The 22,450-nt window shown below is 52.2% G+C and carries 20 protein-coding genes; 10 read left to right on the top strand and 10 right to left on the bottom strand.

Annotated features, from left to right (window positions below):
• From cdaA to TTER_RS09205, 6 genes are all read right to left on the bottom strand, one after another.
• Positions 1 to 801 (bottom strand): diadenylate cyclase CdaA, encoded by an 801-nt coding sequence (gene cdaA / locus TTER_RS09230; RefSeq protein WP_012875755.1) that lies wholly within the window; start codon positions 799 to 801, stop codon positions 1 to 3.
• 78 nt (positions 802 to 879) lie between these two features.
• Positions 880 to 1,722, bottom strand: coding sequence for an ATP-binding protein (locus tag TTER_RS09225; RefSeq protein ID WP_012875754.1), 843 nt, complete (start codon positions 1,720 to 1,722; stop codon positions 880 to 882).
• A 16-nt stretch (positions 1,723 to 1,738) separates the two neighbouring features.
• On the bottom strand, positions 1,739 to 3,079 hold the full coding sequence (gene dnaB / locus TTER_RS09220; RefSeq protein ID WP_012875753.1) for a replicative DNA helicase: 1,341 nt from the start codon (positions 3,077 to 3,079) through the stop codon (positions 1,739 to 1,741).
• A gap of 1 nt (position 3,080) precedes the next feature.
• Positions 3,081 to 3,530, bottom strand: coding sequence for a 50S ribosomal protein L9 (gene rplI, locus TTER_RS09215; protein WP_012875752.1), 450 nt, complete (start codon positions 3,528 to 3,530; stop codon positions 3,081 to 3,083).
• An 89-nt stretch (positions 3,531 to 3,619) separates the two neighbouring features.
• A complete protein-coding gene (locus TTER_RS09210; protein WP_012875751.1) occupies positions 3,620 to 4,843 on the bottom strand; it encodes a DUF2851 family protein in 1,224 nt (407 codons plus the stop codon).
• A gap of 6 nt (positions 4,844 to 4,849) precedes the next feature.
• Positions 4,850 to 5,230 (bottom strand): CBS domain-containing protein, encoded by a 381-nt coding sequence (locus TTER_RS09205; RefSeq protein WP_241215202.1) that lies wholly within the window; start codon positions 5,228 to 5,230, stop codon positions 4,850 to 4,852.
• A gap of 162 nt (positions 5,231 to 5,392) precedes the next feature.
• Here TTER_RS09205 and TTER_RS09200 point away from each other — a divergent pair, with 162 nt between their 5' ends.
• Complete coding sequence (locus TTER_RS09200) at positions 5,393 to 6,256, top strand: diacylglycerol/lipid kinase family protein (RefSeq protein ID WP_012875749.1); 864 nt, start codon at positions 5,393 to 5,395, stop codon at positions 6,254 to 6,256.
• The gene (rdgB, locus tag TTER_RS09195) at positions 6,249 to 6,851 is read left to right on the top strand and encodes an RdgB/HAM1 family non-canonical purine NTP pyrophosphatase (protein ID WP_041425139.1); all 603 of its coding nucleotides are present in this window, start codon (positions 6,249 to 6,251) and stop codon (positions 6,849 to 6,851) included. The genes TTER_RS09200 and rdgB overlap by 8 nt, the downstream gene beginning before the upstream one ends.
• Before the next feature lie 5 nt (positions 6,852 to 6,856).
• Here rdgB and TTER_RS09190 read toward each other — a convergent pair whose 3' ends face one another.
• From TTER_RS09190 to TTER_RS09180, 3 genes are read right to left on the bottom strand one after another with little or no spacing between them, the layout of a single operon-like run.
• Complete coding sequence (locus tag TTER_RS09190; RefSeq protein WP_012875747.1) at positions 6,857 to 8,440, bottom strand: FAD-dependent oxidoreductase; 1,584 nt, start codon at positions 8,438 to 8,440, stop codon at positions 6,857 to 6,859.
• Entirely contained in the window at positions 8,437 to 9,471 is a 1,035-nt protein-coding gene (locus TTER_RS09185; protein ID WP_012875746.1) for a Gfo/Idh/MocA family protein, read from the bottom strand. The genes TTER_RS09190 and TTER_RS09185 overlap by 4 nt, the downstream gene beginning before the upstream one ends.
• Positions 9,472 to 9,526: 55 nt before the next feature.
• Complete coding sequence (locus TTER_RS09180; RefSeq protein WP_012875745.1) at positions 9,527 to 10,360, bottom strand: sugar phosphate isomerase/epimerase family protein; 834 nt, start codon at positions 10,358 to 10,360, stop codon at positions 9,527 to 9,529.
• A 349-nt stretch (positions 10,361 to 10,709) separates the two neighbouring features.
• Here TTER_RS09180 and TTER_RS09175 point away from each other — a divergent pair, with 349 nt between their 5' ends.
• From TTER_RS09175 to TTER_RS09155, 5 genes are all read left to right on the top strand, one after another.
• Positions 10,710 to 13,019 carry an ABC transporter substrate-binding protein gene (locus TTER_RS09175; RefSeq protein ID WP_041424442.1) on the top strand — a complete coding sequence of 770 codons (2,310 nt, stop codon included), beginning with the start codon at positions 10,710 to 10,712 and terminating at the stop codon, positions 13,017 to 13,019.
• A 79-nt stretch (positions 13,020 to 13,098) separates the two neighbouring features.
• Positions 13,099 to 14,082 carry an ABC transporter permease gene (locus tag TTER_RS09170; RefSeq protein ID WP_012875742.1) on the top strand — a complete coding sequence of 328 codons (984 nt, stop codon included), beginning with the start codon at positions 13,099 to 13,101 and terminating at the stop codon, positions 14,080 to 14,082.
• A gap of 29 nt (positions 14,083 to 14,111) precedes the next feature.
• The gene (locus TTER_RS09165; RefSeq protein WP_012875741.1) at positions 14,112 to 15,275 is read left to right on the top strand and encodes an ABC transporter permease; all 1,164 of its coding nucleotides are present in this window, start codon (positions 14,112 to 14,114) and stop codon (positions 15,273 to 15,275) included.
• A 23-nt stretch (positions 15,276 to 15,298) separates the two neighbouring features.
• Entirely contained in the window at positions 15,299 to 16,411 is a 1,113-nt protein-coding gene (locus TTER_RS09160; protein WP_012875740.1) for an ABC transporter ATP-binding protein, read from the top strand.
• A gap of 42 nt (positions 16,412 to 16,453) precedes the next feature.
• On the top strand, positions 16,454 to 17,572 hold the full coding sequence (locus TTER_RS09155; RefSeq protein ID WP_012875739.1) for an ABC transporter ATP-binding protein: 1,119 nt from the start codon (positions 16,454 to 16,456) through the stop codon (positions 17,570 to 17,572).
• A gap of 50 nt (positions 17,573 to 17,622) precedes the next feature.
• On the opposite strand, the gene TTER_RS09150 is transcribed toward TTER_RS09155, so the two are convergent.
• A complete protein-coding gene (locus tag TTER_RS09150) occupies positions 17,623 to 17,952 on the bottom strand; it encodes a helix-turn-helix domain-containing protein (RefSeq protein ID WP_012875738.1) in 330 nt (109 codons plus the stop codon).
• Between the two features lie 128 nt (positions 17,953 to 18,080).
• On the opposite strand from TTER_RS09150, the gene TTER_RS09145 reads away from it, so the two are divergent.
• From TTER_RS09145 to TTER_RS09135, 3 genes are all read left to right on the top strand, one after another.
• Positions 18,081 to 18,977 (top strand): polysaccharide deacetylase family protein, encoded by an 897-nt coding sequence (locus TTER_RS09145; RefSeq protein ID WP_012875737.1) that lies wholly within the window; start codon positions 18,081 to 18,083, stop codon positions 18,975 to 18,977.
• A complete protein-coding gene (locus TTER_RS09140; protein WP_083768879.1) occupies positions 18,928 to 21,831 on the top strand; it encodes an ABC transporter permease in 2,904 nt (967 codons plus the stop codon). Before TTER_RS09145 ends, TTER_RS09140 begins: the two co-directional genes overlap by 50 nt.
• A gap of 67 nt (positions 21,832 to 21,898) precedes the next feature.
• Positions 21,899 to 22,447 (top strand): hypothetical protein, encoded by a 549-nt coding sequence (locus TTER_RS09135; protein ID WP_012875735.1) that lies wholly within the window; start codon positions 21,899 to 21,901, stop codon positions 22,445 to 22,447.
• Positions 22,448 to 22,450 lie beyond the last annotated feature (3 nt).

Below are 22,450 nucleotides of genomic sequence, written 5' to 3'. Positions count from 1 at the left end.
CTAGCTGGGTTTGAGAGCTGCTGTGAGGAACCTCATCAGCCTCTCTTCAGTAAAGTTACTCAGTAACCTGCCATTTTGGGCTACAGATATCACACCTGTTTCCTCGCTGACCACCACCGCTATTGCATCAGAGGTCTCGGTTACACCCAGTGCTGCTCTGTGCCTTGTCCCCCTTTCTCCCAGTACCCTCATATTCTCACTTAAGGGTAACACACATCCAGCTGCGACTATCCTGCCGCGGCTGATTATGACAGCTCCGTCATGTAGAGGCCCATTGGGCATGAATATGCTTTCGAGCAATCCTGGATCCGCACAGGCATCGATCCTTGTCCCTGTGTCTGCTATATCCTCAAGCCCTGTCTCTCGCTCAATGACTATGAGCGCGCCTATTCTTCTGTCTGCAAGATCGGTCACGGCTTTGGTTATGTTCTGGGCCAATTTAGTTATCTCATCTGTTTCAGAATGGCTGTAAAGAGCTGAGAATGTGGTGGATGTGCCGATTCTCTCTAACGCTCTCCTAAGCTCCGGCTGGAATATAACTGGAATGGCCACTACAAATCCCGGGAGCAACGCCCTTTGAAGCAGGAAGTCCAGAGCTCGAAGCTTGAAGGGCGTAATTTGGAAGATTATCAGGAGCGCTACGGAGGATACAAGGATTATGGCTAATCCTCTAAGTACTGGTACAGCCCTTGTGCCCTTAACGAGTCCCAGTATCCAATAGAATATAGCTGCTACTACTAGGATGTCTATTACTGACAGTAGAGGGCTGATATGGTTTGTGCGACCTATTACTTCGGTCACGCTGAAGCTGCTCCATAAGGGACGAATCTCTACTTGTAGCAGTATATCAGTTTATGTGAGCGTGTATAAGTATATGTTCTAGGGCCAGGCGTATACTTTTCGTTGACTTTTTCTGGTAGGAGAGTGTTTACCCTGCTGATACCTATAGTCCGGTGCGTCCAGTACTATGTGCATAACCAACCTGGTGTCAGAAAGCCTGGATCGAATACGATCGTCTATGGCCTCAGGTGGTTGGTTGGTAGTGATCACGGTGGGCATCTCAGAGTTGTATCTGTGGTTTATTAGCTGATAGAGCTTCTCTCTCGCCCAGCTTGTAGCATTCTCGGTACCGAGATCGTCCAGAACCAATAAAGGTACCTCTCGAATCATCAGGAAGCGTTCATCGTAAGTTATATCGGATTTGGGGTTGAAAGTTTCTCTCAAGTAATCCAGCAGGTCAGGCACTATCATAAACAGGCTGTTGCTTTGGCGAACGCTTATGGAGTAGTTTACTATGGCAGCAGCCAGGTGAGTCTTACCGCTGCCGCATGGTCCACACAGCATGATCCAGCCATGAGGGTTTTCGGCGTATTGTTTGGTAGCTTCGAACGCTGTGGCTGCGGACGGATGCACTGAGGGGTCAAAATTATCGAAGGTCTTTTGTCTTAGGTGGCTCATGTTGCTGAGCTCTTCGAGCTCCTTACGTAGCAATTCTTCCTTTCTTTTTGAGTAGCACTTGCATGGCCACAGCTTACCGAAGTTAGGATGGTCTACAGGCACGTCAAGCCTGAGCCATCCTACTCCGCCACAGATAGGGCAGTCATTTTCGTTTTTTTTAGTCTGTTCCTCTAGGAGCTCTTTTGGTAAAGCCACTGGGTTATAGGAATTCTTGGGTATCTTTTTGGAGAGCTCTTTGAGTATATCGCTTAGTTCTCTGGCCATAGATATCACCCGAATGCTATATATCTGGTTCCCTGAAGGTCTCCAGGTCTGCGAACCTGGTAGTGTCCTTGAAAAAGCGCAAGGGCACTATGCCTACGGGCCCATTACGATGTTTTGCGACGTGTATCTCAGCTATGTTCTTTTTGTCGGTTTCAGGGTTATATATCTCTTCTCTGTATATAAACATTACAACATCTGCATCCTGTTCTATGCTACCTGATTCTCGAAGATCTGACAGCTGTGGGCGATGATCCTGCCGTTGTTCCACAGCCCTGCTTAGCTGGGATAGTGCTACCACTGGTATATTAAGTTCTCTGGCAAGCCCCTTGAGCCCTCGGCTAATCTCAGATATTTCCTGGACTCTGTTATCTGTCCTGCCGCTTTGCATAAGTTGCAGATAGTCTATGACTATCATCTGTACGCCTTTCTGCGCATGCAGCCTTCTCGCTTTGCTACGAAGTTCTTGTGATGAGGCTGCGGATGTATCGTCTATAAATATGGGAACCTCCGACAACCTACCTATAGCGCGTATAAGCTTGTCCCACTCGTCATCGTCTAAAAAGCCCATCCTGAGACGGTGAGAATCTATCCCAGTTTCCATAGCGAGCAATCTAAGCACTAGCTGTTCAGCACTCATTTCCAGGCTGAATATCCCTACGGGCACATTGTGCTTGATTGCCGCATTGGCTGCCATACACATGGCGAAAGCAGTTTTTCCTACACTAGGTCGAGCAGCCACTATAACCAGGTCAGATCTCTGCAGTCCCCCTGTCAACTGATCAAGATCTCTGAACCCGGTGGGGATGCCGACTATTTCACCTCTATGTTGGTGCTGATAGTCTAGCTTATCGAAGAACTCTGCCAGAGCGTCTCGGAGGGATATAAAGTCCTTGGTGCTTCGGTTTTGAGCAACGCGATAGAGTATCTGCTCCGCTCTGTCTAGGGCTTCATCAACCTCTAAGCCTTCTTCATAGCCTAGGCCAGCAATCTCACTACCGGCTGATATCAGTCTGCGAAGGATCGCAGTTCTCTCTATTATGCGCCCGTAGTACTCAACGTGGACGCTAGTAGGTACTGAGTTCATGAGCCAGGTCAGGTAACTGGCTCCGCCTACTTCTTCTGCGTATCCTCGTCGCGATAATTCTTCATGAATAGTGACCAGGTCGGGAGGCTCACGCCTGTTATATAGATCGAGTATGGCCTCATATATGCGAGCGTGAGCCTCTCTATAAAAGTCCTCAGGTCTAAGGAAAGGTGCGACTTTTATGATCGCATCTCGATCCAGCAGGAGGCTACCCAGAAGTGATTGCTCAGCTTCTATGCTATGTGGTGGTAGCTTCTCCAGCGTCTCTATCAACTTAGGACTCCGATTCCACTACTACTTTTATCTTTGGTGTATGGTTAGAAGATAGCTTAACTGGCACATCAAATGTACCTATCATGTGGATGGGTTCTTCGAGAACTATCTTGCGCTTATCTATCTCTACGCCGATCTGCCTGGACAGCACCTCGGCTATGTCAGCATTAGTTATCGATCCATAGAGCCTGCCTTCGCTTCCGGTCCTTACTTTGAATAGCAATTCTTGCCCATTGATCTTGTTGGCAAGCTCTGCGGTTTGAGCTTCTGCCTTCTCCTGACGCCTCTGCTCAGCTGCCTTGATTTGCTCCACTTGCTTGAGGGCTGCCTGAGTGGCGGGAGCTGCTAGCTTGCGTGGTAGCAGGAAGTTACGTGCATACCCATCTGCTACCTCTTTTACTGTCCCGGCGCTACCTACACCTGGGACGTCCTTAAGTAGTACTACTTTCATTTCTATTTATCCTCCAGTCGGGCAAATGAAATACTAAGGTTTATATGTGTCCAGTTGCAATAACCTTCAGGAAATGGTACGTAGAGTTTTTATCTGTCGTCAAGGATCTGGGTTGTGTGGTCTGAAGCTAGTTTACCTAATGGGCAATGAGCGCACATCTGATAGCGGCAGAACTTTTTATAAATTTGTAGTAATCCCTGCTGATGTCTTGCTTTGTATATAAGCTTGCCGGGGGCCTGGAGCTTTAGATTGGACCGCATTAGCCTGTCTATTTTGTTGGTGGGTAGCAGTGGGATCTCCTGCCACATCCGAGTCGCGAGAGACTCGATTTGCTGGTCCTCTATATGTCGTCCTAGTGCGACGTTGAAAGGCAGCACTACATTGACTATCATCTCCATTGCTCTGCCACGACCTATGAGGGCTTTGCCTTGGGAGTCAAATACCACTAATTTTTTGACAAGCGAGGTATAGGAATTTGAGCTCACACGCAAGTAATCAGACAGGCTACGACACTCTATATATGCCCTGTGAAGGATCTCTGCCATTCCGGCCAGCCTACGCCTAGGATGGTTGAGTGGCCTCATCCTCGCAAGATTCCACTGGTAGCTGGATATCACTGTCCCCTCAGATTTGCCTTTCAGTCCGGAAGAAGTATAAAGCAGGTCAAAAATTTCCTCAGGAGCTAGCCCCATTAACGCCTTTACATGGATGGATTCAGCTAATAGTCTAAATGGAAGTTTGTTGGCTGAATATCCCAGAGACTCCATGAGGGCGACGTATATGACCTGGTCGCTATGCTCGTAAGATAAATCTCCTTCAAATCTTCTGCACCAGCCTTCAAAACGTTCATCAGCAGCAGACTCGATGACCAATCTTAGTGCTTCAGGGTCCTTTTGGCTTATTCTCACACATGGGTTCTCTGTAAGATCGACCTTATGGCCAGCTGCAAGTAATTCTTCAAATGTCATAAAACGTGATAGTTCCAAGCATGGAGATTTCAAGGGGTATGGTACATCCAGCTCCCAGACAACATGTAGTATGACGTTTTCGTAAAGCGGGTTCGTTTGGTGGTTATGTCTGTACCAATCGGACATCCTTACGTGGAGCTCGATGTCTCCTCGAAGTAATTGCTTGTTGCCCAGGAGTATAAGAGCGTCTCTAAAGTCAGGGCCGTAACCTCCACTCCATCTACCCCTGGAGATGATTTGTATTGGGGCTAAGTCTGAGGTTAAGCAGTGGCTGGGAATCTTGCCAGCTTGCCATAGTTTCCATAGAAGTTTTTCATCTATAGGGCGATCATTAGCTTTAGGCAAGTTAAGCTATGCGCTCTGAATGGTTTTATCTGCTTGTATGCCTGCTTCTATATAGCCCTTGGCTATAGCCCTGACTATGTCCGCACGCGTGACTATTCCGACCAGTCTATCCCCTGATAAGACAGGAACTCTGTTGATCTTATTGTTTGTCATAAGACTACAGATAACCTCTACTGGGGTATCTTCGCTTGCTGAGATGACCTGACTCTGCATTACATCTGCTACTGTGAATCCATTTTTGGCTATAACATCTGCTTCGCTGACTATACCTACTACACGGCCACTGTCATCTACCACTGGGGCACCACTGATGCCTTTTTCGGTAAGGATCTTAGCTAGATCTCTTATGCTCATATCAGCTGTAACAGTGACAACCGGAGTAGTCATTATGTCTCTTGCAAGCATGTTTTCGTCCTTACTAAATGGCTATTTAGTTTATGTCTCTGCAGAGACAGGGCAAAATTATAGCACCAAAGGGCTCCTTTGCTAATTATCTAATATAGATCATAATTTTGAATAGATTCAGAAATCTCTCCAGAGAGGTTGTGCTTGAAAGCGATCGTTTTTATTAATAGCAAGAGTGGTACAGCTAGAGCCCATGATGAGATCAGGCAATATTTTGCTGACTATGGGCTGTCTCCGGAATTCGTTGATATAGGGCTTCTAGATAAATCTCGGGATAAAATAGCCGAATCAGATCTGGTAGTCGCTGCTGGGGGTGACGGTACGCTTAGCAGCGTAGCGAATGCTATCTTCAGGTCAGGTTCAGATGCTGTTATGGCCGTTCTTCCCCTTGGGACTTGTAACGACTTTGCTAAGACGGTTGGCGTATCAACTGATCTGGAGGATGCCATAAAGGTAGCCGTAGATGGCAAAGTAAAGAGAATAGACCTTATCAGGTCTGGTGATAGGACTATCCTGAACCAGGCGAATGGTGGTCTCTCCGGTGAGATAGCACAAGAAGTTGAGGAGCAGACTGGGAAGAAAGGTGTGCTCTCGTACTGGAGGGCGTCAATAGAAGTACTCAGAGATTTACCTCGTTACAATGTGACCCTTAGTTTAGATGGAGAGGCGGTCGACCTCAGACTGCTAAACCTTACAGTCGCAAATGCTAGGTATTCTGGGGGCGGAATTCCTTTGGCTCCCCTGGCACAACTAGATGATGGCCTGATGGATATAGTGGGGATAAAGGATCAGCAGTTATTGTCCTTAGCTCCAGTATTGCCGAGGATACTTACAGGTAGCCATCTTGATTCTGAGGCTGTGTTTTACAAGCAGGCATCTTCTGTTGAGATACACTCTGAACCAGTTATGCCTTTTAGTGTGGATGGTGAACTGGACGAGTTCCGAACCGAAAGGTTTGAGGTCGTTCGGGAAGCATTGGCAATAAAGGTCGGTGATGAAGTTGAGTAAATTGCTCATAGCGTCAGATAACCCTGGTAAATTGGCTGAATATCAGGAGTTACTGAGTGGTCTCGGGATAGAGATCGTCTCTATGAGGGATGCTGGAATTGAGCGGGCTCCCGAGGAGACAGGCAGTACTTTTGAGGAGAACGCTCTAATCAAGGCCAGGTATTGTTGGAATATGACTGGCATCTCGTCCATTGCCGATGATTCAGGGTTGGAAGTAGCAGCTCTAGGAGGAGAGCCAGGTGTAAGGTCCAAACGTTGGGCTGGGGAGCAAATATCTGATGCGGAGCGAAACAAGCTTTTGATAGAGAGGTTGAACAAGGCCTCATCATCTAACAAGAGCGCTCGGTTCGTGTGTGTTATAGCGCTTATCGACCGTTATGGGAATGAGCACTTGTTCAGGGGTGAGGTGGAGGGAGTAATCATTGATCATCCCAGGGGTAGCCATGGTTTTGGTTACGATCCTATATTCTACTTGCCCGAGCTTGGCAAAACGTTTGCCGAGCTGGATATGTTGGAAAAGAATAGGGTGAGCCACAGAGCCAGAGCTGCTCAGCTAGCTGTGGACTGGATAAAGCGCAATTTGGATAAGCTATAGAAGCTCTATCTGGGTATTATGCGTATTTCCTGTGGCCATGCCAGCTGGAAGCCAAGCTTGTTCTGCAGCAGGTGCTGGAAGTCCGTCAGGTGCTGCTGCATATTCCTGACCGCCCTGGGTGTGAGATCGTGCTCCAGGCAGTAGGCAGCCAGAGCTCCAGCTGCTTCTCCTATGTTCCACTCTACAGGATGCAGCCTGTAACACCCGTTGGTGATGTGAGTTACGCCCAGGTTCTTGCAGGCTGGTAGTACGTTCTCCACCCTTATAGGGATCAAGGCCCCAAGAGGTATCTGGAAGGGGTAGCTGCTTATATCTATATAGGTTCTGCCACCTGTGCTGGGATGCAGGTCTATCCGGTAGCTCCCCACTCCCACGGAGTCTGGAAACTCCTCCGCTCCTTGGAGCTTGCCCCTGGCCTCCACACCCACGTGGTGCTCCAGCACCGTGAACTCCGCCCTCAGCCTTCTGCTCTCACGCACATACATGTGCTTGGCCAGTCCGTCGGTCCCAAGCACATCCCCCCGTAGCCTCAGCTCGGGGTAGCCATAGCCACCATCATGCCTGGGAGCCTCGGTCTGCATCCAGTACAGCAGTGACAGGCTCAGTTGGCGTGCCCTATGCAGGTGGATGTCCTTCTCCTGTGGGGATACTCCTACGATGGGTCCCAGCCAGTAGTCGTTCTGTGGCCAGTTGACGAGGGTGATGTCGCTGGGATAGGTACCCTCTGGATAGTGCCCTCGAAAGAAGATCCGCCTGTACCTCCAGAGGTCGAAGTTACCTTGGGGATCAAAGAGCTTGTGTGTCCTGACCTCTAAGGTCTCGGGATGCACATCGGTCCATCCCAACTGCCTGCCGGGCCAGAAAGAGGCCTGATAGCGTCTCCAGAAGTCGTATTCCGAGGGTTTGTCTATCGTGTGGTCTTCCCCCTCGATGAAGTCCAGCGCAAAGCACCAGGTAATGGCCTGCTGATCCAGGGGATTAGGATCACCCTCCAGGGCATGAGGTTCGCCGGTCTGGGCCTGGCTTTCAGCTCCTATCACGTGCTCTATCCCCGCCAGCTCGAGGATGTCGCCTAGTTCCGTGGCATCCAGGATGTAGCTGGCATGTACCTGCACCTTCTCCTGAGACCCGAGCGCTTCCAGGGTGACCGACCGCACGATGTCCCCATCGCTCTCGGCAGCCACGGGCCTGTGCTCCAGGAGCACCTCCAGTCGTCCCGTGGCGCGATAGGGAGCCAGGAGCTCCTCAATCGCGGCCAGAGCCACCCTGGGCTCGTGACACAGAGCGCTGACGTTACCTTTGCCTGGGTTGAGATAGGGATCTTGCCTGGAGGATGCCAGCAGTGGGTAGTTGCGCCTGTAGTAATCCCTGATCTTGGTTCTCAGGAGCCTATAGCTTGCTGTACAACCTGTGGACTCTATCCAGGGATGCTCATCAGGGGGCACGCCCTGAGAAGTGAGCTGTCCTCCCAGCCAATCGGTCTCCTCGCTGAGCAGGACCTTCCTGCCCATGCGGAGAGCTGAGAGCGCAGCAGCTACTCCTCCCAGCCCTCCACCCACTATCAGGATATCGGTCTCAAGCTCCCTCATCGCCCTACTGGCGATATGTCTGATATCTTTATGGCTTGCCCTGTACGGGCAGATTCGTAGATGGCAGTGGTAAGTTCTGCCACCCTCACCCCAGCGTCCGGAGGTGATGGGTTTTCTCCTTCGCCCCTAATGGCAGCTATCCAGGCCTCATCCGGGCTGGAATACATCTGAAGCCTTAGAGGCTGGATCAGGTTACCATCCTTGCTATGGGTTATTCTGCCGGTTCTCCACGGGTGCTGTGGGTCACTTTCGTACTTTAGTATGCCCTCGGTACCTATTATGAGTACTTCTTCTATCCAGGTGATTGGCAGGTTTCCATTGACAGTGAACTGAGCCTGTGTGCCGTTGGTAAATTTGATCGTGCTGGTGCTGTTTATATCAACTGGGGTGTCGCAATTATCTACAGTGGCGTACACGCTCTCTACAGGCTGTGAAGTTAGCCAGAGCAGCACGTCTGCCAGGTGACTGCCGCTGTCCATGAGCATGCCACCACCGGAAAGCTCTGGGTTCTGTCTCCAGGTACCTGTGGTACCTTTCTTCCATGCCTGGCAGCAGATCACTGAGATAGTCTGGATATCTCCGATCTCTCCGCTGGTTATGGCGTTCTTGATATAGTTGTAGCCCGGATCGAGTCGTCTCTGGTAGCTAACCATAACGACCTTGCCAGTGTCTTGAGCTCTTTGCTTGATATCCTGGGCATGTTCCACGCTACAAGCCAGGGGTTTTTCGCACAGGACATGAGCTCCGTGCTCCAGAGCCATGACTACGTGCTCGTGATGCAGGGTGTGTGGGGTACAGATCTCTACAGCATCTGGACCGATAGCCTTGAACATCTCCTCCGGTCCCGAGAAAGTGGGGACGTTCGATAGCTGCGGAATCCACTTGACCATGGCGTTGAGATTTTCCTGGCTAGGATCAACCAGAGCTACGATTTCTACTCCCGGGATACGATAGAGAGTAGAAGCATGCCACCTGGCTACGGCTCCACATCCTACCATCGCTACGCGGATATTGGCTTGCCCTTCTTGCATCTTCGTACGGATCCTCCTCCACTTATCTGTATTTTGTGCTGATCACGCGGTTTGATCAGATCAATTCCGATAGGAACCTGGAAGATCTGATAAAGCCTTCTTCGATGGGAAAGGCTCTGTCTTCGTGCTCGATGGAGATAGCGCCGTTGTAACCGATATCTCTCAGGGCACCTATGATCTCCCCCCATGGTAGAACTCCGTATCCTGGGAGGACATATCTCCACCATCCCTCCCCTAATATACCTCTCCGGGATCGGAGAGACGCGTTTATTGTTACATCTTTTGCGTGAAAGTGAAATATACGATCTCGGAACTCATATATGGCTCCGATTGGATCTATACCCTGCCAAGCCAGGTGGGATGGGTCGAAGTTAAGCCCTAGATTTTCATTTGGAAGAGACTCGAACAATGCTACCCAGTGATCTAGGTTTTGGAGATTAGTAGCGTACCAGTTCTCAAGTGCGATGCGTATGTTGTGCTGTTGAGCGCGTTCAAGCAGTGGTTTGAGGATATAAACCAGGTCTTCTTTTATTGTCCTGAATCGATCTTTCCCTGCGGAGGGGAAGCCACCCAGGGTACATATCGTGTCAACCCCAAGTCGTGCTGCCAGGGCAATGGCCCTCTCCAGAAACCTGCGGTTGGTCTCGATTTTTTCAGTGGTCGTGCCTGTCAGTACCGTATAGGCAGCCAGTGCAGATATCTTAACATTATGTTTTTTGAGCAGGTCCAAGGTATTCTCTACTACTACCTCTCCGGCAGTGGTTGCATCTAAGTGAGAACCGGAGCTTACATCCACCTCTAGGCCAGCTATATTGTTGGAAGATGCCCAGGTGATCACCTCAGATAACGGTTTTTCGCGGACCGGGGCTGTTAACACTCCAATATACATAGACATTTACTCCGGGACGGGTTTGCAGCAGTGCACGATTTCGGCATCAATTATGCCCTATATGAGCAACAATGTCATTATTTGGTTAGAATTTCGATGACAATACTTGACCTGACGGCAAAACGGGTTTATATACAATGTTAGCAGGAGGAAGTGGTAGTTCGAACTTGATCATATCAAAATAGCAATTGACAACCCTACTCACAAATAGTAATATTCAGAACACTGTATACCTTGTGAAAGGAGTGATGTAATCCGGCAGGAGCTGTAGAGATTTTCAGATATAACTCCGTTAGTCTTTCGTATCTCTAGACTTTGAAAAATTACTTCCAAAGGGAGGTAGTAGATAGTGACAACCAAAGAAAAGCTCAGTAGGAGGAGATTCCTGAAGTTCTCGGCGGTAGCGGCTGGGAGCGCCATTCTAGTGGCCTGTGGAGGAGGCACTACCGGTACCACCCCCACAGCTCCCACGGGAGCCTCACCATCCCCATCAGCCGCCAGTCCATCCCCATCGGCTGCCAGTCCTTCACCCTCAGCAGCTAGCCCATCCCCATCAGCCGCCAGTCCATCTCCTGGCATGACCCCACCAGCAGCTGGTGCCACGGTCACAACCACAGCTGGTCAACCAGAGGGTACCACGGGTGTACAGATCATCAAGCCGCCTGCTGCGCCGTCCACCTTGAAGGAGGCGCCGATGCTGGCTGAGATGGTCAAGGCAGGCAAGTTGCCACCTGTGCAGGAGAGGCTGCCCAAGAACCCCTATGTGGTTCCTCACCCCTGGCTCAAAGAGGGCAAGTACGGTGGCACACTAAGGCAGCTGTGCTCCAGCTCTGACGACTGGGGTACTACGCACCTTATCCAGGAGTCGATGTATGGCAACTCACCGTTGAGGTGGCACAAGGATGGGTTGGCGATCAGTGGAGGCTGGGTGGAGGCCTGGGAAGCCAACGAGGATCTTTCCACCTGGACCTTCCACATCAGGGAGGGCATCAAGTGGTCCGATGGAGAGCCATTCACCGCGGATGACGTCCTCTTCTGGTGGGAGGATATGGTGCTCAACGAAGAAGTTGCTGAGGGGCCGCCTGATGAGGCCAGGTCTGGCAAGGGGACTTTGGCCAAGTTCAAGAAGGTGGACGACTACACCTTCCAGATGATCTTTGATTCCCCGACGCCCCTGACTGCAGACAGGTTGGCGATGTGGGTGAAGAGAGGTATAGGACCTGGTTGGTCTGCACCCAAGCACTACTCGCAGAAGTTCCACAAGAAGTACAACCCCAACGTCAAGAAGAACTGGGCGGATGATTTCTCATTCCCCGGTGGTAAGGCTGTGGACTTTGCGACCAATCCGGAGTGTCCCACCCTTACGGGATGGAAACTCAAGTCCTACACCAAGATGCGCAACTCGATCTGGGAGCGCAACCCATACTACTGGTGTGTGGACAAATGGGGCAACCAGCTACCCTACATCGATACAGTAATCATGACCAATATCCAGGACCCCGAGGTGCTCAAGCTCAAGACCATTCAGGGAGATTGCGACTTCTCGCATGGTGGTTTCCAGCCGTTTACTCTGGCGGATGTATCCACCTTCAAGCAGAACGAGAGCAAGAGCAACCTGCATGTGGAGTTCTGGGACTCTGGTTCTGGTACCTCTTCCATGTACTTCTTCAACCATGACTATGCTGATCCTAAGCTAAGGGAGCTGGTGCGGAATCCCAAGTTCCTGAAGGCTCTATCTCATGCCTTCGACAGGCAGACTGCTCAGACCCTGATCTACTACAAGACAGGCGAGCTGACCACAGGTACTCTTAGCCCGAAGGCCATCGAGTACGTGATCAACGATCAGGGCAAGCAGGTGTACAGGTCCTGGCGAGACAGCGCTGTGGAGTACAACCCAGACAAGGCCAAGCAGCTTTTGGACGAGATAGGTCTGAAGGACACAAATGGTGATGGATTCAGGGAGTTCCCCGACGGCTCCAAGCTGTTGATCACCATCGATTATCCGGCCGACCAGCCCCAGAACGGTGAGCATGTTCGCAAGAACGAGCTCTTGGCCAAGAACTGGCAGGCAGTGGGTATCAACGCCAGGATGACTCCTCAGCCACCGACCGGATACGACGACAGGTGGCAGGCGGGCAAGATCCTGATGAAGACTGCCTGGGAGGTTGGTGACGGTCCGAACCACCTGGTATATCCACAGTGGCTCGTGCCGATGGAGTATTCCCGTTGGTCTCCACTCCATGGTAACTGGTACAACCTGAGGGGTACCCCCAAGGAGAACCAGCAGAAGAACGTTGATCCATGGAAGCGCAATCCACCCAGGATAGGGCCTTTTGATAAGGAAGCTGATCCCAACATCAAGAAGATCTGGCAGATGTACGACCAGACCAAGACTGAGCCGGACTTCATGAAGAGGACGCAGCTTGTCTGGGACATGATCAAGGTCCACGTTGATAATGGTCCCTACTTCTGTGGTGTTGCGGCTAACACTCCCAGAATCGAGCTGTTCCACAAGGATCTTAGGAACTGGCCGACTCATGATGATCTGAAGAGCTGGGGCCAGGGTGGATTTGTGAACCCATGGATTCACCCGACACCTGCTGTGTATGATCCTGAGACCTGGTACTGGGAGAACCCTGATCAGCACACTCAGAGCTAATTCCCCTGATGGGCGGTTGGTACTACCAACCGCCCATTAATAGCATTCACCGCTTCTTCTGAAGTAAGGGGGTCGAGCAATGACGAACTATATCATCAGACGCCTCATCTACATGGTATTTACTCTGTGGTTTATATCCCTGATAAGCTTCTTCCTGATAGAGTTGCCTCCTGGATCTGCGTTGGATGCACGCATCCAGCAGCTGAGAAACATGGGCGGCGACATGTCTGTCCAGCAGATAGAGGCCCTGAAGCAGCAGTACGGTCTAGGTGACCCGTGGTACGTAAGATACTGGAAGTGGATATCAGGGGCTGTACATGGCGACTTCGGGGATTCGTTCCAGCAGGGAGCTCCGGTTTCTCAGCTGATATGGGGTAGATTAGGGTACTCGGTCATGATATCAGGTTTCGCGCTGATATTTGCCTGGTTAGTGGCTATACCGCTAGGTGTGTACTCGGCTACTCATAGGTATACGATTCCGGATTATTTGGTAACGGTTATCCAGTTCATCGGGATTTCCATTCCTGAGTTCTTGCTAGCACTTCTTCTAATGGTGTTCGCGGCTAGGTACCTGAACGCGGACGTAGGCGGTCTCTATTCTTCTCGCTTCCAGAATGCCCCCTGGGGCTGGGATAAGTTTGTGGATCTGCTTAAGCATCTCTGGATCCCAGTTATAGTGGTGTCTGCCGGTAGCACCGCCTGGAACACGAGAGTCATGCGGGCTAACCTGCTAGACGTACTCAATCAGCAGTATATACAGACTGCGCGAGCCAAGGGGCTGAAGGAAAGTGTGGTGGTCTGGAAGCACGCGGTACGCAACGCGCTTCACCCGTTGATCATGTCTCTGGGAGGCGTATTGCCTGCTCTTATATCTGCCGAGGTCACTGCTTCCATAGTGTTGAATCTGCCAACTACTGGTCCATTGTTTGTAAATGCTCTGATCAACAAGGACATGTACCTGGCGATCACCTTCCTTATGATGTTGTCGATACTCTTGGTGATAGGTAACCTTCTGGCTGATTTGCTGTTGGCATGGGTTGATCCAAGAGTGCGGTTGGAGTAGTATTTACGCATTAGTAAAGGGGGAGTGTTATGGCTACAGCAGCTAAGGTAGCTACACCCGAAGCTAGAAAGCTAGCTAAGAAGAAGGATGTAGGCCAGATATCGCAATGGCGATTGATGGCCAGGAGATTTGCCCAGAACAGGCTATCCCTTACTGGTTTCGTAGTTCTGGTCATATCTTACTTAATCGCAATCTTTGCGCCTTTTATAGCTCCTTATCCATATGACCAGATAGACACTAACTTCTCCTGGGCTAGTCCTACGCCTATCAAGTTCATCAACGGTAGACCCTCCATATGTCCTGTCACGCAGCAACTGGACACTTCTTCTTTCACTTTGATCTACAAACCTGACTGCAGCAAAGCGCAACCTATAAAGTTCTTCGTAAAGGGCTTTGAGTATAAACTCTTAGGTATAATCCCCACCAACATACATCTGTTTGGCCTGGAGTCTAAGGAAGAGAATCAGCAAGGTGATGTGCTGGCCGGGCAGGGAGCCGAGGCCAAGATCTATCTGTTCGGTGCTGACTCGCAGGGGCGCGATATGTTCTCGAGGACCGTATATGGCTCGCGGATCTCTCTAAGCGTGGGCCTTGTGGGGGTGCTGATATCGGTCGTGATTGGTGCCATCCTTGGTACAGCTTCCGGTTACTTTGGAGGAGCGGTAGATAACCTTATCCAGAGGCTAATAGAGATAATATCCTCTATGCCTACGCTACCTCTGTGGGCGGCTATGGCGGCTGCTCTACCCCGAGAGATGACGGTGGTACAGAGATTCTTCCTGATCACTATAGTGCTCTCGCTGGTTTCCTGGACGGGCCTGGCTCGTCAGGTGAGGGCCAAGGTAATGGCCTACAGGACACTGGATTACACAGCTGCAGCCAGGGTGGCTGGAGCTTCGCACATGCGGATAATCCTCACACACCTACTGCCCAACTCTTTGAGCCACATAATCGTTGTGGCTGCGTTGGCGGTACCGGCATCCATCATTGGTGAGACGACGCTGAGCTTCCTCGGTCTGGGAATGCTGCCGCCAGCGGTCAGCTGGGGAGTGCTGCTGAGAGATGCTCAGAATGTACAGAACATCATCCAGCATCCATGGATGCTGATTCCTGCAGCGACGGTTATCTTCGCGGTCCTTTGCTACCAGTTCCTGGCCGATGGTCTGCGAGATGCCGTTGACCCGTACAGCTAGATTTGTAGGTTGGGGGTAAGAACATGGCTGAACCTGTAATAAAAAATCAAGTGAAGACCACGGAAAGTACCCCACAAGAAGCCGACTATGTGGTGGAAGTCAAGGATCTCTACCTTAATTTCTACACTCAGGTAGGGGTCGTTCGAGCCCTGAACGGGGTAAGCTTCAGCATACCCAGGGGAAAGGTGCTGGGTATAGTAGGTGAGAGTGGTTGCGGCAAGAGCCAGACCGGGCTCTCCATCCTGCAGCTGGTGCCGCCTCCTGGAAGGATAGAAAAGGGTCAGATTCTATTTAAGCGAAATCCTGATGATGAGCCTATAGACATCCTTAAGTTGGGGCGCAACAGTGATGAGATGCGCAACATACGAGGTGACGATATCTCCATGATCTTCCAGGAGCCGATGACATCCCTTAACCCGGTGTACACAATCGGCGACCAGATAATGGAGGCTATATTACTCCACCAGACACCCGATAAAAAAGAGGCTCGCAGGAGAGCCGTAGATATACTTCGAAGGGTGGGCATGCCTAACCCTGAGAGGATAGCAGATAGTTATCCTCATGAGCTGAGCGGTGGCATGCGCCAGCGCGCAATGATAGCGCTTGCTCTATCCTGTACGCCTGTGCTGCTGATAGCAGACGAGCCCACTACGGCGCTCGATGTGACGACGGAGGCAGTGATTCTTGACCTGATGAGGGAGCTGCAGGCAGAGATAGGCACTTCGATCATGTTCGTGACGCACAATATGGGCGTCGTGGCTCAGATGTGTGACGAGGTTGCAGTGATGTACTTGGGGCGTGTAGTAGAGAGAGCTCCAGTGGATGACATATTCTACAACCCCAAGCACCCGTATACGATAGCTCTACTGAGGTCTATCCCCAGGATCGGGCAAAAGAAGAGGAAGAGGCTTGAGGTGATCAAGGGCAGCGTTCCGGACCCCTACTCGACCGTGACTGGATGCCCGTTCCATCCCAGATGTCCAAACTTCATGCCGGGGCTTTGCGATAAGGTGCTTCCTGCGGAGACCCCTGTGAACGGGGACACAAAGCATACCGTGAGATGTCACCTGTACCCGGGAAGCGTGGAAGTGCCATCTCAGGCTTCTACACATGGAGGCGCTGCGGTGGCCAGCTAACCCCATTGAAGTTCACGTAATTTTACTGTGCGGGGGAGATATATGAGCAACAATGGCAAGCAGGACAACAACATACTGTTGGAAGTAAGAGGTCTGAAGAAGCATTTCCCCATCCATGGTGGGTTGCTGCGCCGGGTGGTAGGTTACGTCAAAGCCGTGGATGGTATAGACCTCTACGTGCGAGAGGGAGAGACGCTTGGCCTGGTAGGTGAGTCTGGCTGCGGTAAGAGCACTACGGGCAGGACTATAATCAGGCTGCTTGACCCCACGGACGGGGAGATTATATTCAACGATCCGGATATGGGGCCCGTGCATGTTGAGCAGCTGCAAGGTGAGCAGCTCCGACGCCTTCGCCGCAACATGCAGATGATCTTCCAGGATCCGTTCTCCTCGCTCGACCCAAGGATGACTGTAGGAAGGATCATAGCGGAGCCTCTGGTCATCAACAAGGTGGCCAAGGGGAGGGCTCTGAAGGATCGAGTTGCCGAGCTGCTGACCGAGGTGGGGCTCAGGCCGGAGTACGCAAGCCGTTATCCCCATGCCTTCAGCGGTGGTCAGAGGCAGCGTATAGGTATCGCGCGGGCATTGGCCCTGAACCCGAAGCTGATTATCTGCGACGAGCCTGTGTCTGCTCTCGACGTATCTGTACAGGCTCAGGTGCTCAACCTTCTTGAGGAGCTGCAGGAGAGGTATAACCTTACTTATATCTTCGTGGCCCACGATCTGAGTGTCGTGGAACACATCTCCGATCGGGTGGCCGTGATGTACGTGGGTTATGTGGTGGAGATGGCTCCCACCGAGGAGCTATATACTAATCCGAAGATGCCTTATACCGAAGCATTGCTGGCAGCTATACCTAAGCCAGATCCCAGGAATCGTACCCGTCCAATAAGGCTGCCAGGAGATGTTCCCAGCCCGGCCAATCCACCTTCTGGATGTTATTTCCATCCGAGGTGTCCGTATGCTCAGGAGATATGCAAGAGGGAGAGGCCACCCCTGAGACTGGTGGGTCCTGACCACTGGGCGGCCTGTCACTTTGCGGAGGAGCTCAATCTCAAGGGTATTCCCAAGCTTGGCGAGCTACCTGTTACCGCAGCTGAGAGCATGGAAGAGGCAGGAAGAATGCAGGCGGGCAAGGCACGACCTGCAGGCCAGGAGTAGGGACGTTCCGCCGGCCAGCGCGCAGATAAGCACTAGACGGAAGACGAAGGTCAGATGATCTTCGTCTCTGTCGTTTGTTCGGGTTCTTCGGGCTCGCTTGTGGCGGTTGTGCCCACGACTGCGGCTTCTTCCTCTATTGATCTGGGCCATTTGCCCTCCGAGGCGCTTGGTTGCTTCTCCTCGACCGACTTCACTATCTGGTGAGGCAGTACACCGAGCACCGTGCAGATCCTGCTGAGGGTTGGCAGGTCTAGCTGCACGGATTGCCCCTGCAGGATCTGATCTGCCAATGAAGGTGGGATGTTAGCGGCCTCTGCGAGCTTTGCGGCATCCATCCCCTTCTGCTGCATCACTTCGTTTACGTCCATCGTCAGCTTCATTTTGGGCCTCCTGGCGTTGATGGTTTGTAGTATAAACCAGAACTTCTACTTGGTGTTTTGTTTACTTAGTCATAAAATACTGCAAGAAGGATGCCCTAACGAAAGCAGGTGTGTGAAAGGTTATCATCATGGAGGATCTGTACGTAGTCTTTACAATGGAATGTCGGGTGCCTTCTCTGAAGGCTCAGTTCGACGCCCCACAGACATGGGAACAAAGTGCCAGGTCAATCGACGGTTTCTGTACGTTGATGCTAAACAATGGTTTTGCCGTCACGCTGCTGGCTTCTCCGGAGTGCGCTGAGGAGCAATCCCCTCTGCTGGAGGAGTTCTGGGGCAAGCGTGTGGAGGTGGGGTTGTACGTAGATCCTCCGAGCATCAGAGGCTCCAAGTACAAGCGCGATCTAGGTACTTATGGGGTTGATGAGCAGCGCGACATAATTGAAGAGTCCATGCACAGATTCGCTGATGCCCTTGGCCGGCGACCCAGGTCATTCAGGGCGGCTCAGTTCTCGGCAAGCGATGCTACCTACCAGCTGCTTTATAATCTGGGTTTCACCCAGGGCTCGCTATCCAGTCCGGGCCGGAACTTACCAAGGCGCTCGGCGGTGTGGGTAGATGCTCCCAATTTCCCCCACTATGTGGATCCACACAACAGGCTGAAGGTGGGTAGCCTGGAGTTTCTGGAGATACCGTTGTCTACCATGAGGGAGGGCAGAACCCTGTACGCTGGTATGGTGCCGGAGCTGGTGATAGAGTCCGGCGACTTTGAATCGGTCCACAAGCCCATAATCGATGCGCTGCTTGCCAGCCTGGAGTCGGAGGGAGCCGAGTTCAAGGCTATATGTGCTACTACGTCCAACCACGTGGACTACCGGTCGGACACCAAGGTGGTAAAGTCGGTAGAGACCATGATTAATTATCTGCAAAATCTGGAAGACAGGTATAGAATAATACCGACCACTATGATAACTTTGCATGAAAGATATAGAGAATACTACCTGGAGAAGAGCCGGGCAGATGGCTAAGGTGAAATATGCGGAATTGCCGTTGCCGGCGTTCGCTTCTTTCCTGCAGCTGATAGTCAACAGACTAAGAGGACAGATATATCTCGTGCTTGTGGCCTGGCTGGGGCTTACCCTGGCGGTAGGATTGGTCACCAGCATACCCATGTACTCCGAGTGGGCGGGTTATAAAGCTCTGCTGCGTAATCTCGAGCAGTCCAACGAAGACAGTAACATCCCGCCATTCTCGCTTATCTATGGCTATCAGGGGTCTTCTGGGCCTTCCATGACGTGGAACGACTACCACAAAGCCGATCAGCAGATAGGGTCTGTCCAGCAGTTAGGCCTATCTCTGCCGGTACTCAAGCAGGTCAAGTATGCGGCTACCGAGAGGATGAGGGTCTTTTCCAGCGACGGTAAGGTCGAGATCACTGGGCAGAGATTTGCCTTCGTGACGGACCTTTACCCCAACATAACGCTCGTTGCTGGGAGTCTTCCGAAGCCGTGGAGTGGCAGAGGGCCCGTGGACGTCCTGATTACCCAGTACGCCTCCGACACGTACACGATGCTGGTGGGGGATCTGTACTGGCTTAGCACGACCACTCCTTCCGGGCAGGTCAATATCCCGATAAGGATAGCTGGCGTATGGCGTCCCAGCAACCCCGCAAGCGACTTCTGGTTTTACCCTCCGGAGGCCTTCAACTCCATGGTGCTGGTACCTGAGGAGTCTTTTGAGGCTGCATTGAGGAACTATCCCCTTATCAGCTATGCTACCTGGTATTTTGCCTTTGATCACGCTGGTATCAGGAGCTCGCGGTCGCAACAGATCATCAATAGCCTGAACGAGGCCACGGAGAGGATACGCAGGGCACTGCCCGGGGCGGAGATAGTCAAGAGTCCGGAGCAAGCCCTGGTGCAGCAGAAACGGCAGGTAAGCATCCTGAGCATAACTCTTCTGCTGTTCAGCCTGCCGCTGGTTGCGTTGGTGCTCTACTTTATATGGCAGATGGCTGGGATGCTGATCCAGCGGCAGCAGCAGGAGATAGCGGTGCTGAGAAGCAGGGGTATCTCGCGCCTGCAGATGGTATTCCTTTCTATAGGGGATGCCATCTTCCTTGGGGTGGCTGCAGTGATCGTGGGGGTACCTCTGGGCCTGGTGATCGCGCAGGTCATGGCCTGGACGAGGTCTTTTCTTGACTTTGACAGGCTTCCGGACGTGCCCGTGCAGATGCTGGGTGAGAGCTGGTACCACGGAGCTCTGGTGGCTGCCTGGGTGGTACCGGCGTTGATGTTCCCGGCAATGGGCGCCTCCAGGTGGACGATAGTATCCTACAAGCAGGAGCGAGCGCGTGCGGAGAAGCCTCCCTTCTGGAAGAGGGCTTATCTGGACATACTGCTGCTCATTCCCGCCTTGTATGGGACGTACCTGCTGCGCTCCCAGGGGTTGATAGGCGTACCAGGGCTCACAGAGGCCGCTAACGACCCCTTCCGCAATCCCCTGATAATCCTTGCGCCTTCCCTGCTGGTGTTTTCTCTTGCTCTCCTGGCTTTGAGGCTGCTGCCGATTGTGCTGCGCATCATGGCCTGGGTGAGCAAGTACACTCGGGGTGTCGCGGTGATCATAATGAACTACCTGTCCCGCAGCACCTATAGCTACACCCCGCCGATATTGATGATGCTCCTGACGATATCTCTGGCTATATTTACCGCCTCGATAGCCAAGACGATGGACTCTTACTCCAGCCTCAGTGCTCGCTACAGCACGGGTGCTGACCTGAAGCTGGTGTACACCTGTGCTGGCCCTAACCAGTTTGGGGGCTCCTCCCAGTTCCCTGGGCAGTCCCAGTCGGATTGTGCTCCTACGGACTATGTCTATCTGCCGGTGGACGACTACCTGAAGATAAGGGGAGTGCAAGCCGTGACCAGGGTGGCAAAGAGCGATACCCTGGTGGATCTGCCGGGGGGAGATACTTTTCGAGCTACATTTATGGGAGTCGACAGGATAACGCTCGCGGGGGTGATCGACAGGGCCTGGCGTGACGACTACGCTGGCGAGTCCCTGGGGGGCTTGCTGAATCGTCTGGCCTACGATCCGTCCGCGGTAATAGTGTCCAGGGATATAGCGCAGCAGGAAGGGTTGCGGGTGGGCGACAGGATCACTCTTACGATGGACGACCTGGGGACGTCTGTCAAGGTGCCGGCCATTGTGGTAGGTACCACCAAGTACTTTCCCACTCTCTACCCACAGGATGGGCCGTTCGTGATAGGCAACCTGGACTACTCGTTCGACCAGCAGGGCTCGCCCTATCCTTTCGAGATATGGATGAAGCTGGGTCCTAACCCCGACATGAACGGCATAGTGGCTGCGGCATTCGATGCGGGGCTGGTGGTATCGAAGGAGTCGCCTCGTAGCATCATAAGCAGCGAGCAGAGCACTCCCTCTCGCCAGGGGTTGTTCGGGGTTCTATCCATCGGGTTCATAGCTGCGGGGCTGGTCACCACCGCCGGGTTGTTGATGTATACTCTAGCATCCTTCCGTCGCAGGGCTGTGGAGATCAGCATACTGAGGGCGATAGGCCTTGGTTCGGGGCGCGTGGCGACCTTGCTGACTCTGGAGCAGCTGCTGGTGGTGGGCATAGGTGCCGTTGGGGGGACGATCCTGGGGATAGCTGCCTCGGAACTGTTCATCCCTCTGCTACAGATCAAGACGGGCAGGTACTCGGGTACACCGCCGTTCATAGTCGAGCTTGCCTGGGACAGGGTCGTGCTGGTGGATCTAGTTGTGGCCATACTCCTGCTCGTTACTATAGCCGTCACGTACGTCTTCATGCGAAGGATGAAGATCTTCGAGGCGGTGAAGCTGGGAGAAACTGTATAGTGTTCGATAATGGTATAAAATCAATAAACACGACATCGTGGCAAAAATATGAGCAAGAGGTAGTAGCATGGCAGAAAGGCAGCCCCCAAGGTTCACGGGCGTAAACACATATATAGATCCCTACGGCAGGTTTCACTTCCGTCACTCGTGGGAGTGGGAGCAGTTCGAGCTTGACGACAACCGCGACGGCGTGATGTTCGTCCCGGACACCAAGGACATGAACACCTGGTTCGCCGTGTGGATAACTGAGTTGAAGGACCAGCACGTGGTGGCTGAGGACCTGGACATCCTCAGGGAGGGACTGGAGGAGGGCCTGGAGCAGCTGGAGGATTGCAAGGTGGAGCAGTCCTCCGAGGATGTGATGGGCAACCTCATAAAGTTCGAGCGCATATTCACCTTTAAGGAAAACGGGCAGACTCGCAAGCGCAAGCAGTGGGTTCTGTACGTGGACAGGTGGATGATAGTCGTGATATTCCAGGGCTCCACGGAAGAGGAGTACAAATACTGGCTGGCCATGGCGAACTACTCGTTCGCTACCTTCAACCTGCCGGAGGAGCTGTGGTTCATGACCGACAGGGATCTGGCGGGGTACTGGAAGGAGTACACCAAGAAGTAGGGA

Origin of the sequence: Thermobaculum terrenum ATCC BAA-798 (genome assembly GCF_000025005.1) — a bacterium.
Taxonomy (GTDB): Bacteria; Chloroflexota; Chloroflexia; order Thermobaculales; family Thermobaculaceae; genus Thermobaculum; species Thermobaculum terrenum.
This window is presented reverse-complemented; position numbering and strand designations above follow the sequence as displayed.